The 14,077-nt window shown below is 71.6% G+C and carries 10 protein-coding genes and 1 pseudogene; 6 read left to right on the top strand and 5 right to left on the bottom strand.

The features are described 5' to 3' along the window. Positions 1 to 160: 160 nt before the first annotated feature. Positions 161 to 1,435, top strand: a complete 1,275-nt coding sequence (locus WH07_RS13635) for an aminotransferase-like domain-containing protein (protein ID WP_046499993.1) — start codon at positions 161 to 163, stop codon at positions 1,433 to 1,435. Between the two features lie 69 nt (positions 1,436 to 1,504). Continuing rightward, positions 1,505 to 4,705: an amidohydrolase family protein gene (locus WH07_RS13630; RefSeq protein WP_063775761.1), complete on the top strand. Its 3,201-nt coding sequence runs from the start codon at positions 1,505 to 1,507 to the stop codon at positions 4,703 to 4,705. Positions 4,706 to 4,843: 138 nt separating this feature from the next. On the opposite strand, the gene WH07_RS13625 is transcribed toward WH07_RS13630, so the two are convergent. Next, positions 4,844 to 5,794, bottom strand: a complete 951-nt coding sequence (locus tag WH07_RS13625) for an NADP-dependent oxidoreductase (RefSeq protein ID WP_046499986.1) — start codon at positions 5,792 to 5,794, stop codon at positions 4,844 to 4,846. Between the two features lie 40 nt (positions 5,795 to 5,834). Here WH07_RS13625 and WH07_RS13620 point away from each other — a divergent pair, with 40 nt between their 5' ends. Continuing rightward, positions 5,835 to 6,467 (top strand): TetR/AcrR family transcriptional regulator, encoded by a 633-nt coding sequence (locus WH07_RS13620; protein WP_232788863.1) that lies wholly within the window; start codon positions 5,835 to 5,837, stop codon positions 6,465 to 6,467. A gap of 135 nt (positions 6,468 to 6,602) precedes the next feature. Here WH07_RS13620 and WH07_RS13615 read toward each other — a convergent pair whose 3' ends face one another. Further along, positions 6,603 to 8,105, bottom strand: coding sequence for a CehA/McbA family metallohydrolase domain-containing protein (locus tag WH07_RS13615; protein WP_046499984.1), 1,503 nt, complete (start codon positions 8,103 to 8,105; stop codon positions 6,603 to 6,605). A gap of 228 nt (positions 8,106 to 8,333) precedes the next feature. On the opposite strand from WH07_RS13615, the gene WH07_RS13610 reads away from it, so the two are divergent. Beyond that, positions 8,334 to 9,374 carry a C40 family peptidase gene (locus tag WH07_RS13610; protein WP_046499982.1) on the top strand — a complete coding sequence of 347 codons (1,041 nt, stop codon included), beginning with the start codon at positions 8,334 to 8,336 and terminating at the stop codon, positions 9,372 to 9,374. A gap of 30 nt (positions 9,375 to 9,404) precedes the next feature. On the opposite strand, the gene WH07_RS13605 is transcribed toward WH07_RS13610, so the two are convergent. Next, positions 9,405 to 10,316, bottom strand: a complete 912-nt coding sequence (locus WH07_RS13605) for a M56 family metallopeptidase (protein WP_046499980.1) — start codon at positions 10,314 to 10,316, stop codon at positions 9,405 to 9,407. Further along, positions 10,313 to 10,681, bottom strand: a complete 369-nt coding sequence (locus WH07_RS13600; protein ID WP_046499979.1) for a BlaI/MecI/CopY family transcriptional regulator — start codon at positions 10,679 to 10,681, stop codon at positions 10,313 to 10,315. Before WH07_RS13600 ends, WH07_RS13605 begins: the two co-directional genes overlap by 4 nt. A gap of 657 nt (positions 10,682 to 11,338) precedes the next feature. Between WH07_RS13600 and WH07_RS13595 the strand changes: the two genes are divergently transcribed. Beyond that, positions 11,339 to 12,448 (top strand): PLP-dependent cysteine synthase family protein, encoded by a 1,110-nt coding sequence (locus WH07_RS13595; RefSeq protein WP_052744359.1) that lies wholly within the window; start codon positions 11,339 to 11,341, stop codon positions 12,446 to 12,448. Beyond that, positions 12,445 to 13,719 (top strand): MFS transporter, encoded by a 1,275-nt coding sequence (locus WH07_RS13590; protein WP_046499976.1) that lies wholly within the window; start codon positions 12,445 to 12,447, stop codon positions 13,717 to 13,719. Before WH07_RS13595 ends, WH07_RS13590 begins: the two co-directional genes overlap by 4 nt. Before the next feature lie 70 nt (positions 13,720 to 13,789). On the opposite strand, the pseudogene WH07_RS39715 reads toward WH07_RS13590, so the two are convergent. Then, positions 13,790 to 14,077: pseudogene (locus WH07_RS39715) on the bottom strand (DUF1775 domain-containing protein); the annotation flags it as partial.

Raw genomic sequence — 14,077 nt, 5'->3', positions numbered from 1 at the left:
GGCGCGCGGGGGCGAGCACAGGTACGAGTACGGGTACGGGTACGGGTACGGACGCGCTCGCCGCCGAAGGGACCGTACGGTGACGACCGCCCGTACCGAAACCCGTACCGGCACCGTGCTGCGCCGCGACGCCCTGCACGGCTCGCTCGGCTCTCCTGCCATGGGGTCGATCAGCTTTCTCAACGAGGTGATGAGCCGCTTCCCCGACGCGATCTCCTTCGCGCCGGGCGCTCCGCACACCAGCTTCTTCGCCGAGATCGACACCGCCCGCCACACCGCCCGCTATCTGCGCCACCTTCAGGAGGAGCGCGGGCTGACGCCCGAGGAGGCCGAGCGGCTGCTCTACCAGTACGGACCGAGCCGGGGCCTGATCAACGGCCTGGTGGCCGACGCGCTCCGTACCGACCAGGGCATCGACGTACCACCGGAGTCCCTGGTGATCACGGTGGGCTGTCAGGAGGCGATGCTGCTGACGGTCCGGGCGCTCGTCGCGTCGCCCACGGATCTCGTCGCGGTCGTCAATCCCTGCTTCGTCGGACTGTCGGGGGCGGCCTCGGTGCTCGGGGTGGATCTGGTGCCGATCGACGACGCCTCCGACACCGGCGACGACGGCGACACCGACGGCATCGACTTCGCGCAGTTGGACGAGGTGTGCCGGGCCGCCCGGCGGGCGGGCCGCCGTATCCGCGCCCTGTATGTCGCGCCCGACTTCTCCAATCCGTCCGGCGGCTTCATGGGCCTGGCGGCCAGGCACCGGCTGCTCGCCGTCGCCGAACGGGAGGACTTCCTCGTACTGGAGGACAACGCCTACGCGTTCACGGCGGAGCAGCCGGGCGCGCTGCCGCCGCTGAAGGCGCTGCCGGGCGGTGAACGGGTCGTCCACCTCGGCACGTTCGCGAAGGTCTGCATGCCGGGGGCCCGGGTCGGTTACGTCGTCGCCGACCAGCGGGTACACGACGACGCCTCGGGCCGTACGGTCCTGCTCGCCGATGAACTCGCCACGCTGAAGAGCATGGTGACCGTCAACACCTCACCGCTCGCCCAGGCCGTCATCGGCGGCATCCTGCTGGAGCACAACGGTTCGCTGGCCTCGCTCGTCCGGGCCAAGGCCGCGCTGTACCAGCGGAATCTGCGGCTGCTGCTGGACGCGCTGGACCGCGGCCTCGGCCCGGGTACGGGCGCGCCCGCCGGGGTGTCCTGGAACCGGCCCCGGGGCGGCTTCTTCGTACGGGTGCGGCTGCCCGTCGTGGCCGACGAGCGGCTGCTCGAACGGTCGGCCCGCGAGTTCGGTGTGCTGTGGACACCGATGTCGCACTTCTATCTGGGCGACGGAGGGGACCGTCAACTCCGGCTGGCGTGCAGCTATCTGGACCCGGACACGATCGAGGAAGGCGTCGCCCGGCTGACGCGCTTCCTGCACACCGTGTGCCCCTGAGCCCCCTCCGGCGGACACGCCCCGGACCCCCGGCACAGCCCCTTTCCCGAGAGAGAGCCGAAAGACGTCATGGACGACAACACCACGGCCGACACCGCCTCCGCCCGCCCGAGCAGGCGCCGCGTCCTGGCCGGGGGCGGTGTGCTGGCCGCCGGAGCACTGGCCGGCACGGGAGCCGCCACGGCCCCGGCGACCGCCGCCGTACCGGACACGGCCCGGGACGGTGACGACGACGGTGACCGCCGGACGTCCCGTACGGTCACCGTCTTTGAGGGCACGAACATGGCCGCCGCGCTCTCCCCCGACGGCACCCGGCTCGCCATCGATCCGCTCGGCGCGATCTGGCTGGTGCCCGCCGACGGCGGCGAGGCCGTCCGGCTCACCGGAGACCTGCAGGACGCCACCCAGCCGGACTGGGCCCCGGACGGACGCGCGCTCGTCTTCCAGTCCTTCCGTGACGGGACGTATCAGCTCTGGTCCGTACGGCCCGACGGCACCGGCCTCACCAGGCTCACCGAGGACGACTACGACAACCGCGAACCGCGCCACTCGCCCGGCGGCGACCGGATCGTCTTCACCTCGGACCGCTCCGGAAGCAACGACCTGTGGCTGCTCGAACCGGCCACCGGCACCCGGACCCGGCTCACCTCCGGCGACGACGAGGACGGCATGCCGGCCTGGTCGGCCGACGGCACCCGGGTCGTCTGCACGGTCAACGACACGGCCGTCGACGCCGTGGACCTCGCGACCGGGGCGCGCACCCGGCTGGTCACGGCGAGCGGTGACGCCAGGATCTACGGCCCGGCACTGAGCCCGGACGGGCGGCGGCTGAGCTATGTGCAGATCGCGGGCACCCGCGCCGACGTGATGGTCGACGGCCGGGCCGTCGTCTCCGGCGCCGATGTCCACGCCCTGCGCACCTCCTGGATCTCCGCCGACGAGCTGCTCTACACGGCGAACGGACGCGTACAGCGGCTGCGCCTGGCCGACGAGGGAGCCTCTCGTACGGCCTCTGGTGCGGCGGCCTCTCGTACGGTCGACTTCAGCGCGACGGTCACCCTGGAGCGTCCGCCCTGGCGCCACCGGGTCAGGGACTTCACCTCGACCGCCGTGCAACAGGTCAAGGGCATCGCGAGCCCGGTCGTCTCCCCCGACGGGGAGCGGATCGCCTTCCGCGCGCTCAATGCCCTCTGGGTGGCGGGGACACGGCCCGGCGAGGTCCCCGTCCGGCTGGTGGACGACGGGTTCTTCGCCTCCGACCCCGACTGGTCCCCGGACGGCACGGCCGTCGTGTACGTGAGCGACCGCTCGGGCACCGCCGCCCTGTGGCGCCAGGATCTCGCCGGCGGCGAGCCCGTACGGCTGACACGGCTGGCGGGCGCGCAACTGACTCCGCGCTGGTCGCCGGACGGCACGAAGATCGCCTACCAGGACGAGAACGGCGGTACATGGGTGCTGGACCTGGCTTCCGGGGCCGTACGGCAGGTGCTGCCGGTGGTCTTCCAGCCCGGCCGCCCCACCTGGTCCCCGGACAGCACCCGGCTCGCCGTCGCCGCCAACAAGCCGTACTCCAGACGGAACCGCGCCGGACTCAGCGAGATCCTCTCGGTGGATCTCGCCACCGGTACGACGCGTTCCGAGCCCGTCGCGCCCCATCGGTCGATCGCCACGCGGGGTGACGACGGGCCCGTATGGACCCCGGACGGACGGCACTTCGTCTTCGCCATGGGGAGCACGGCCTGGCGGGTGCCCGTCGACACCAGCGGCAAGGTCACCGGGGCGCCCGAGCAGATCACCACCGAGGTCACCGACTCGCTGTCGGTGGATTCGCACGGCCGTCTGCACTATCTGAGCAACGGCACGCTGCGGACCGTACCCGTCTCCGGCGGCACCCCGCGGACCGTACCCGTGGCGCTGACCTTCCGCCGGCCCGTCGGCACCCGCACCGTGGTGCTGCGCGCGGGCGCCCTGTGGGACGGCCGCGGTGACCGGCTGGGCGGCGCCGCCGACATCGTCGTCAAGGGCGACCGGATCGCCGAGATCCGCCCGGCGGGCCGGGGCCGCGGCGACGAGGTCGTGGATCTGCCGGGCCTGACCGCGATGCCGGGTCTGATCGACTCGCATGTGCACTGGCACATGCGCGGCCGGCAGTGGGGCGACCGCACGGGGCGCCTGATGCTGTCGTACGGCATCACCACCGTCGTGTCACCGGCCGACCCCGCCTACCAGATGGTGGAGACGAGGGAGGCCATCGAGTCGGGGGCGCGCGTCGGTCCGCGTTTCTTCGGCACGGGGGAAGCCCTGGACGGGGCCCGGGTCTTCTACAACAACGTCCGGCCCGTCGTCGACACCGAACAGCTCCGGCTGGAGATGGCCCGTGTCACGACGCTCTCCTACGATCTCGTCAAAACCTATATCCGGCTGCCCGCGCCCCTGGAGCGGGCGGTCACCCGGCAGGCCCACGAGCGCGGTCTGCCGGTCACCTCGCACTACGCGTATCCGCAGGCCGGTTACGGCATGGACGCCATGGAGCACACGGGCGGCGGCAACCGGGTCGGCTACTCGCAGACCCAGACCCGGCTGGGCCGGGCGTACCAGGACTCCGTCGCCGTACTGACGGCGGCCTCGATGCCCGTCACCTCCACGCTGCTGAACTCCTCCGTGCTGCTCGCCGACGACCGCTCGCTCGTGGCCGACGAGCGCACACGGCGGCTCTACCCGCCCTGGGACTACACCGCGCTGGTGGCCAAGGCCGACGCGGCGGACGGGCCGACGGCCGGGCTGAACCGGGCGCTGCTGGCCGGCGGCGTGGACATGCTGCTGCGGATCCATCGCGCGGGCGGCACCGTCGTCGCCGGTTCGGACGCCCCGCTCGACGATCCCGCGCTCTCCCTGCACCAGAATCTGCGCGCGCTGGTCCTGGGCGGCTTCACCCCGTACGAGGCGCTGCGCACCGCCACGGCCAACCCCGCGCGGCGCATGGGCGTGGACGGGCTGCTCGGCGCGCTCGCCCCGGGAATGCTCGCCGATCTGGTGTTCGTCGAGGGCGATCCGCTGCGGGACATCGACGCGGCGGCGGCCGTACGGACAGTCGTGACCGGCGGCACGGTCCGTACGGTGGACTCGCTCGTGGCGCCCTTCGCACCCGTGACCGCCACGACCGGCGAACCCGCCGCCAACCCGACGGCGCGCTCCCTGGTCTCCCCCGAGGCCGCCCGCCGCCACGGGTGGCAGGATCCGCGCCCCGGCGGAACGGGCTGCCTCTGCTGAACGGCGACGCGAGGACGTACGGGATACGGAGGTACGGGGTGTGAGCGCGGCCCGGGATACCTGAGGCGGACGGCCCCGGCCCGCTGAGCGGTGCCCGGCCCGTGACCGGTCGACGGGACCGGCCGCGGGCCGGTCACGTCAGTTCACCAGCACGATCTTTCCGCGGGCATGACGGGTCTCGCTCAGTTCGTGCGCGGCGGCTGCCTCGGCGAGCGGGAACGCCGCCGCGACCGGCACCCGCAGCCGCCCCTCGTCGGCGAGCGTGACCGCCGTCGCGAGACCGTGCACGGCCAGCCGGTCGGCGGGGGCGCCCACGGCGGCGCCCGTGTCCTCGGCCGGTGCTCCGTGCGACATGTGCACGCCGTGGGCCGCGGCGGTGAAGTCGGCGATCGTCACCACACGCGCCGGGTCGCCGGCGATGGCGACGAGGTCGGGCAGCGCCCCTCCGGCGCAGTCGAACACCGCGTCCACCCCGGCCGGTGCCAGCGCGCCGACCCGTTCGACCAGCCCTGTCCCGTATGTCGTCGGCTCCGCGCCGAGGGAACGCAGGAAGTCATGGTTGTGCTCACTCGCCGTACCGATGACGGTGGCGCCGCGGGCGGCCGCGAGCTGCACGGCGACGGTGCCCACCCCACCGGCCGCGCCCTGTACGAGCACGGTGTGCCCGGCGCCGACCGCGAGCCGGTCCAGAACCCGGGTGGCCGTCTCGACACCGCCCGCGGCGCCGCCCGCTTCCTCCCAGCTCCACGCGGCCGGCCTCGGCGCCCAGGCGGCCAGGACCGCGAAGTCGGCGTTGGCGCCGCGCGTGGCCATGGAGGCGTGGCCGAAGACCTCGTCGCCGACGGTCACGCCCGTGACGCCGTCGCCGACCTCGTCCACCACGCCCGCGGCGTCGAACCCGGTCCGGTACGGGAACGTCGTGGGCACCATGTCGCGCAGCGTGCCGGAGCGGATGAGCGTCTCCCCGGGGGAGATTCCGGAGGCCCGTACCGCGATGCGGATCTCGCCCGGCCCGGCGTGCGGCGCCGCCACTTCGGCGACGTGCACAACACTGGGCGGGCCGTACTCGGTGAATTGAATCGCTCTCATGCGCCGGACCGTAACGGAGCACCCCGTCCGTTTCGCTAAAGTGAGAGTGGTGACGGCCCAAGTGATAACGAAGCGCCGCTCGGATGCCCGCGACAACCACGGGCGCATCCTGGCGGTCGCCCGCGCGGCCTTCGCCGCCGAGGGACTCGACGTACCGATCCGGGAGATCGCCCGGCGCGCCGAGGTGGGTGTCGCGACCGTCTACCGGCACTTCCAGACCAAGGAAGCCCTGCTGACCGAGGCCTTCGCCGAGCAGATGGCGTCCTGCTCGGCAGTCGTGGAGGAAGGGCTGGCGGCGGGCGACCCGTGGAGCGGGTTCTGCCTGGTGATCGAGAACCTCATGGAGATGCACGCCCTCGACCGGGGCTTCGCCCGCGCGTTCACCTCGCAGCTTCCCGAAGCGGTCGACTTCGCCGCGGACCGCGACCGCACGCTGCGTCTGCTGCTCGAACTGGTGCGGCGCGCGAAGGCGGCGGGCTCCTTGCGGGGGGATTTCGTACTGGAGGACTTCAGTCTGGCGCTGATGGCGAACGAAGGCATCCGCGCCGAGTCACCCGGGATGAGGGTGGCGGCCTCGCGCCGCTTCGCGGCCCTGATGATCCAGTCGTTCCAGGCGAACCCCGTCCGGACCCCACTCCCGCCGGCCGTCCGGCTGCCGCTCTCCAGGGCCTAGCCCGTCTCGATACGGGCCGCTGCCCGGTGAGTGCCACCACCCGCCGGCCACGAGCCGCCCGATCGTGATCGAGCGCCCGTGGCCGGCGGACCCGGCGGACCCGGTGTGTCCGGGAGCCGGTGGTGTGTCCGGGATCTAGCGGACGTGGACGAAGACCGGGTTCGAGTAGAACCACAGGTCGTCCCAGGGGCTCTCCAGCCCGTCCGCCAGCGGCTCGACCTCGTCGGTGCTCGTGCCGCGGACGCGGGCGTACATGTCGCCCTCGACGTCGCGCAGGGTGTGCTTGATGACGTACTCCTTGCCCTGCCTGCGCCAGTCACGCGGGCCGAACCGTGCCACCACCTTCGTGGTCGGGTTGGTGTCGGTGTCCAGGCCGGCGCTCGGGCCGGTGATCTGACCGGTGATCAGGTCCACACGCCGCACCTCGGGCCGGTCGCCGTTGCCGTTCTTGCCCTCCAGCGGACGGAACCGGATCTCGATCTCGACGTCCGTACGGTTGCGACGGCTGACGGTGAGCGTCTCGCCCATGGCGGCCTCGTCACCGCGGTTGCTCGCCGTCAGGTCGAGGCTGGTGATCAGGTCGCCGGTGCCGACCCAGACCCGGCCGTTGCGCAGCCCGTCCATGATGTCGGCGTAGTCCTGCCTCGCCAGCACATGGGTCTTGCTGTACTCGCCCGGCCAGAAGTCGGAGCCACCGCGCGTCCAGTGCACATGCGAGTCCGAGGTCGCCGTGATCCACCAGCGCCGGCCCTCACCGAGCAGCGAGTCCCACAGCCCGCCCACCCGAGCCGTCATCTGGTCGAAGCCACCATGGGTCGGGTAGTTGCCGTACCCGCCGCGCGCGCCGCCGTTGAGAGGACCGGCCTGGTGACCGGGCGCACCCTCGAAGCCCACGTAGATCTCCGGAGCGATGTTGTTGCCGTTGCGGAACTCACGCGGGGTGTCCTGCCCGTACACACCGAGGCCGGTCGCCGAGCGCGAGGCGTGGTGGGCGATGACCAGCGGCTTGCGCCGCATGTCCTTCGCGGCCTTCAGGAACTCGATCATCTTGGCCTCGGTGTCACGGCCACGATCGGCGGGGAAGGGGTCGTTCTTCGCGAAGCGGCTCTCCAGCTCGAAGAGCTGCTGCGCCTCGTCGCTGTGGTGGGGAATCATCAGCGTGTGGTGGTCGAGCGCCGGGGCGTCGAACTCCATCCCCCAGAACTGGAGGACCTCGGGCACCAGTACGCGGGAGCGCAGGAGGTCGGGGTAGGCCTGCTCCAGGTTCACCTTGGAGTGCGTCGGACCGCCGTGGTCGGTGCACATCACCCAGGAGAGACCGAAGTTCTTGGCCATGATCGCGTTGGTGACGATCGGGTAGACCGCGTCGGCACCCTTGTGGAACGTCGGCGGGTTCGTCGACGTGTCGAACTCACCGCTGTACTCCGAGTGCACATGGTGATCACCGGCACGCCACACCCGCTTGCCGGAGTCGCCGGACTTCTCCTGCTTGCGGTCGTCGTCGTGGGCGTACGCCGTACCGGCCGCCCCCACGAGCGGGCTCGCGGCGGCCAACGTCGCCCCCACGCCCGCGTACTTGACCAGCCGCCGCCGCGAGATCGCTGTCTGTTCGGGGTCTTCGATGTTCTTGTCCGTCATGGTGAAGCCTCTCGTCTGCAAGTACTTGGGGGCGATGGCCGAGTGTCGAAGAACAAACCGAACACAACATGAACAGGGATCAGGAGTACCGGGAACAACGGAATCCGCCCTTCGGGAGCCCCACCCGAGGAGGCACCCCGGCCACCACTCACCTTGTTACTAAAGAACTAAGCTCTATAGTATTAACGGACAAGTCTTCGCGAGATCGATCAGAAGGAGACCGCCTCAGTGGCGTCCCACCGTCGTCCCAAGCAGACCAGCCAGGCCTACACGGCCGTTGTCACGGCGACGGCCGCCGCGGCTGTCGCCGTGACGGCACAGTCGGCTTCGGCCGATCCGCTGCCGGACCCCAACAAGAAGGGCGTCCAGGCGCAGATCGACCGGCTGTACGAGGAGGCCACCCAGGCCACCGAGAAGTACAACGGGGCGAAGGAGAAGGCCGGTGTCCTCCAGAAGCAGGTGGATGATCTCCAGGACACCGCCGCGCGCAAGCAGAGCGATCTCAACGACCTGCGGAACCAGATCGGTTCGATAGCCGCGGCCCAGTACCGCGGCGGCGGGCTCGACCCGTCCGTACAGCTCCTGCTCTCCTCCGATCCGGACGGCTATCTCGACAACGCTTCCGCGCTCGACCAGTTGAGCGCCCGGCAGATCACCGCGCTCCAGCAGTACCAGTCGCAGCAGCGTGATCTCCGTCAGCAGCGCAGCCAGGCCGCGGACAAGCTCGATGACCTCCGGGAGACCCGTGGGGAACTCGCGGACAGGAAGACGGAGATCCAGGGCAAGCTCGCGAAGGCGCAACGGCTGCTCAACACCCTCACGGCCGAGGAACGGGCCGAGCGGTCCGCCGAGGAGGAGCGCGCCAACCGGTCCAGCGAGCGGGTGCGACTGGGCAATGAGGCCAGCGCCTCCCAGCGCGCCGCCGCGGCCTTCGAGGCGGCGAAGAGCCGGGTCGGGATGCCTTACGTGTGGGGCGCGGCGGGACCGAACTCCTTCGACTGCAGTGGGCTGACCTCCTGGTCGTTCAACCAGGCGGGAGTGTCGATTCCCCGTACGTCACAGGAGCAGGCGAACATCGGCACCCGGATCAACTCCCTGAGCGCGCTCAAGCCCGGCGATCTCATCCTCATGCGCACCGACCTGAGCCATGTCGGTTTCTACGCGGGCAACGGGCAGATCCTCCACTCACCGAAGCCCGGCGCGCAGGTGCGTTACGAATCGATCGCCCGGAGCGGTATGCCGTTCATGTGGGGCGTCCGCATCGGCTGACGGCCGGCCGGCGGCCCCCGGGACGCGAGGTCAGCCCAGGCCGGGAGAGCAGGCGACCAGCAACGGCAGTACGGGAACCACCGTGGCCACCGCGGCGATCGCCCCCGAGACGGCGGGGTGCGGTGCCCCGCGGGGGACAAGGATCCGCTTCATGCGGACCGCGACAGTCCCGCCGCCCACCGCGAGTGCTCCCCTCGGGGCACGGGCCGCCGCCATCTCGTACATCGCGGTGGCGAGCACCTCGTGCGGATGGCCGCGCAGCGCGCGGTCGTCCGCGGCCATCTCCATCAGAAGCGCCGTCTGTTCCCGGCCCAGGCGGGCCAGCGGAAGCCGGCGGAACACGGAGTGGAACGCCTCCATCGCCGCCAGCACCAGATGGTGACGGCCGGCGACATGGGCGCGCTCGTGCTCCAGAACGGCGTCGAGCTGTTCCGGCGACAGTTCACGGAGGGCGGCGTCGCTGATGACGATCCGGGGGCGGCGGCCCGGCAGACAGTAGGCGGCCGGTCTGTCGTAGGGCAGTACGGTGGCGCGCAACCGGGCCGAGTGACGCCCCACCAGGTCCACCGCCTCCCTGTGCCGGTCCCGCAGGCGTCGTGCGCGTACGAGATGGCACGTGAAGCTCGCGGCCAGCACCGCGAAGACGGCGCTCGGCAGTGCGATGGCCAGCCGGTCGGCCGTACCGGGGTCGGGCCGGCCCGTACCGAGGTGCAGACCGCAGTAGTGCAGGACGCCCACGAGGCCCGCGTGCAGATGCTCGGTCGGCACGGCCAGCCCGACCGCGGCGAGCGCGACCGCCACCGAGAACGAGAGCGCCAGCGCGTGCCACACCACCGCTCCCAGCACGGGAATCCGGTGCGGCCAGGCACTGCGCACCAGCAACGGCGGCACGACCACTCCGACCACCGCCGCGTACCCGGTCAGCGCGGGAACCGCGTTCACGGCTCGGCCCGTCGTCCCACGCTCCGCAGCGCCTTGTGGAGTGCGTCGATCTCCTCGGGGGTCATGTTCTCGACGAAGTGCATCAGCGCCGCCGGGCGGTCCCGGCTGGTTCCCAGCCCGTCCTCCATCAGCGCGGCGGCGTACGCCTCGCGGCTGCGCGCCGGTGTGTACAGCCAGGCGCGGCCCTGCCTTTCGCGCAGCAGCCAGCCCTTGGTGAACAGGATGTTGGTGACGGTCATCACCGTCGTGTACGCGACAGGCCGGGTCTCGTTGATGTCGTCGACGATCTGACGCACCGTGGACGGACGGTCCCATGTCCACAGGCGGTCCATGATCTCCGCCTCAAGATGCCCCAGCCGCCGCATGGCCCCCGTCTTCCCTCCGCCACCGAGTACGCAGAGCCATAGTAGGCGGGGGTCCCTCACCCGTTCGACGCTTCTCCTGGCCGGCGTCACCTTCAACGCACGGTAGCGTGTACGTCACTGTGCGAATTCGGCCGGGATGTTTCCGTGAGCACGGCAGATGGGTGGTCGCCCTGCTGCTGGGGGCTCTGGCTGCCCTGTTGATCGGCGGCTGCGACAGTGGCGGGCATCACCGGCTGCTCGATCCCCATTCCGACCGTCCGGCGGCCTCGGCCCCGGAGCTTTCGTCGGAGTGCGCCGATCCGGATCCTTCCTGCGCGCCCGTGGCCGAACACCATCTCGCCGCCCAGGTGGATGAACGCCGGCCACTTCAGGCACTCTCCGCAGCGGTCGGCGACCGGCCGCGGGCGAGCGAATCACCGCTGTGTGCCGGCGCGCCGAGGCGCGGGCCTCCCGCCGCGGGAGGGCGTGAGGTGCTGGGCCAGGGGTGTGTGTCCAGGACGTGACCGGGCCCGGCTGCTCCGGTGTGCGGTGATGCGCTGCCCACCGACGAGCGGCCTGACGGCCCCGATCGCTCCTCTCCTGGGGTGACGCGGTGCGTTGCCGGCAGGTGCGTCACCGCGGTGTGCCCCGGGCCGTACGAAGGACACCGACCGCACGATGACCGAACTTGAACTATCCCTGCCCGTAAGGCCGATCGGCTCACCCCGCAGTGTGCTGGGCACCGTCGGCAACACGCCCGTGCTGTGGGTGGACGAGCCGTTCACCACCGCGCCCCATGGGTTCTGGGCGAAACTCGAAGGCTTCAACCCCGGCGGCATCAAGGACCGGGCCGCGCTGTACATGGTCGCCCGGGCCCGCGAACGCGGGGATCTGCGTCCCGGTGCCCCGATCGTGGAATCGACCTCCGGCACGCTCGGCCTCGGCCTCGCCCTGGCCGGGGTGCTGTACGGGCATCCGGTGCATCTGGTCACCGACCCGGGCATGGAACCGATCGTGGAGCGGATGCTCGCCGCCCACGGGGCCACCCTGTACGTCGTCGACCGGCCCCGTCCCGAAGGCGGCTGGCAGGAGGCGCGCCGTCAGAGGGTCGCCGAGCTCCTGGCCGCGTATCCGGGCGCGTGGTGCCCGGATCAGTACCACAACCCCGACAACGTGGCCGCGTACTCCGGACTCGCCGATGAACTCGCGGGTCAGTTGCGGCGAGTCGATGTGCTGGTGTGTGCGGTCGGCACGGGTGGCCACTCCGCCGGGATCGCCCGCGGGCTGCGCGCGCGTATGCCCGCGATGCGGCTCGTGGGAGTCGACACGGTCGGGTCAACGATCTTCGGCCAGCCCGCCCGGACCCGGCTGATGCGCGGGCTGGGCTCGTCCATCTTTCCGCGCAATGTCGACTACGGCTCCTTCAGCGAAGTCCACTGGGTCGCCCCCGCCGAGGCCGTCTGGTCGGCGCGGCGCCTGGCCGCCCGGCAGTTCGCGACCGGCGGCTGGAGTGTGGGCGCGGTCGCGCTGGTCGCCGGATGGCTCGCCCGTACACAGCCCGCGGGGACCCGGATCGCCGCCGTCTTCCCCGACGGTCCGCACCGCTACTTCGACACGGTCTTCAACGACGACTACTGCCGGGCCAACGGCCTCCTCCTCGCGGAAGAACCCACCGGACCGGCGGTCGTCTCCCGGGCCGACGAAGCGGAGGTGTTCCGGTGGACGCGCTGCGCCACGGTCGTCGATCCGCTGTCCGGCGCCACGGCGGCGGAAGGGAGCCGGCGGTGAACTCCACCTGGCGGAAGGCCCGTTCGTTCGATGCCACGGTTCAGCTGTTGCTGGTCAACCAGTTCGCCATCAACCTCGGCTTCTATATGCTGATGCCCTATCTGGCCGCGCATCTGTCGGGCTCGCTGGCTCTGGGCGCCTGGGCGGTCGGACTCGTTCTGGGCATGCGCAACCTCTCCCAGCAGGGCATGTTCCTCATCGGCGGCATGCTCGCCGACCGGCTCGGCCACCGGCCACTGATCATTGCCGGGTGTGCGCTGCGTACGGCCGGTTTCGCCGGGCTCGCCGTGGCGGACACTCTGCCGGGCCTGTTGGCGGCCTCGGCCGCCACCGGTCTGGCGGGGGCCCTGTTCAATCCCGCCGTCCGCGCGTACCTCGCCGCCGAGGCGGGTGAGCGTCGGGTCGAGGCGTTCGCGCTCTTCAATGTCTTCTACCAGGCCGGGATCCTGCTCGGTCCGCTGGTCGGACTGGCGCTGACCGCCGTGGCGTTCCCGGTCACCTGCGCGGTGGCATCGGCGCTCTTCGCGGTACTGACGCTGTCGCAGTGGCGGCGGCTGCCCGTACGGGAGAGGGCCGCGGGCAGGCAGGAGACCACCTGGCGCGAGCAGGCGGGTACGGTGCTGCGCAACCGGCCCTTCTGGCTGTTCGCCGCCGCCATGACCGGCTCGTACGTCCTGTCGTTCCAGATGTATCTCGCACTGCCGCTGGAGACGGAACGTCTGGTGGGCGACGGTGCGTACGGCATCGCGGCGACCAGTGCGCTGTTCGTCGTCTCCGGCCTGGTCGCACTCGCCGGACAGATGCGCATCACCGCGTGGTGTGCACGTACGTGGACGCCTCACCGTTGTCTGGTCGCCGGGCTCACCGTCATGGCAGTGGCCTTCCTGCCCCCGGCTCTCACCTCAAGTGCCGTTCCCGTGTACAGCGGTTGGAGAGCCGTGCTGGTCATGGTGCCGCTGGTGGTGTGCGCGGGTCTGCTGGCGGTGGCGACCGCCGTGCTGTACCCGTTCGAGATGGACACGATCGTCGCCCTGTCCGGCGGGCGATGGGTCGCCACCCACTACGGCCTCTACAACACCGTCTGCGGCATCGGGATCACCGTGGGGAATCTGGCCACCGGCGCGGTCGTCGACGCCGGCCGCCGCACCGGTTTCGCCGCGCTGCCGTGGGTGGTACTCGCGCTGGTCGGGGCGGGGTGCGCGACCGCGGCCGCGGCCCTGGCCCGCGGCGGGCACCTCGGGGTGACAACTCCCGCCGCGGTACGGGCGTGACGCGGCGGGTACGGACGCGGTAGCGGGGCTGGTGCGCGCCGGGCGGTCGCGCACCAGCCCCTTCTGGCGCCTACGCCCGGCCGCGCCCGCGCCGTACCCACCACACAGCAGCGCCCACGACCAGGACGATCGCCGCGGCGATGGCCGTGACGATCACGCCGGTGTCGCTGCCGGAGTCCGCTGCCTCCGACGCCTGGGCGGACGGCTTCGCCGTGGCAGCGGGAGCAGGAGCAGACGTGGACGGAGCCGGGGAGGAGGAGCCGGCGCTCGGTTCCGGCGTCGGGCTGGGGCTCGGGGCGACGGGGGTGGCTCCGGGCGCCGCCGCTTCGAGTTCCAGCACTGGCGCCGGGTTCTCCGC

The organism is Streptomyces odonnellii, assembly GCF_000981895.1.
GTDB classification, from domain to species: domain Bacteria; phylum Actinomycetota; class Actinomycetes; order Streptomycetales; family Streptomycetaceae; genus Streptomyces; species Streptomyces odonnellii.
This window is presented reverse-complemented; position numbering and strand designations above follow the sequence as displayed.

Coding starts and splice junctions, on each gene's coding strand:
- WH07_RS13615 (WP_046499984.1), bottom strand. CDS start 8,105: ATGACGGACAAGAACATCGAAGACCCCGAACAGACAGCGATCTCGCGG.
- WH07_RS13600 (WP_046499979.1), bottom strand. CDS start 10,681: ATGCGGCGGCTGGGGCATCTTGAGGCGGAGATCATGGACCGCCTGTGG.
- WH07_RS13625 (WP_046499986.1), bottom strand. CDS start 5,794: ATGAGAGCGATTCAATTCACCGAGTACGGCCCGCCCAGTGTTGTGCAC.
- WH07_RS13630 (WP_063775761.1), top strand. CDS start 1,505: ATGGACGACAACACCACGGCCGACACCGCCTCCGCCCGCCCGAGCAGG.
- WH07_RS13635 (WP_046499993.1), top strand. CDS start 161: ATGGGGTCGATCAGCTTTCTCAACGAGGTGATGAGCCGCTTCCCCGAC.
- WH07_RS13595 (WP_052744359.1), top strand. CDS start 11,339: ATGACCGAACTTGAACTATCCCTGCCCGTAAGGCCGATCGGCTCACCC.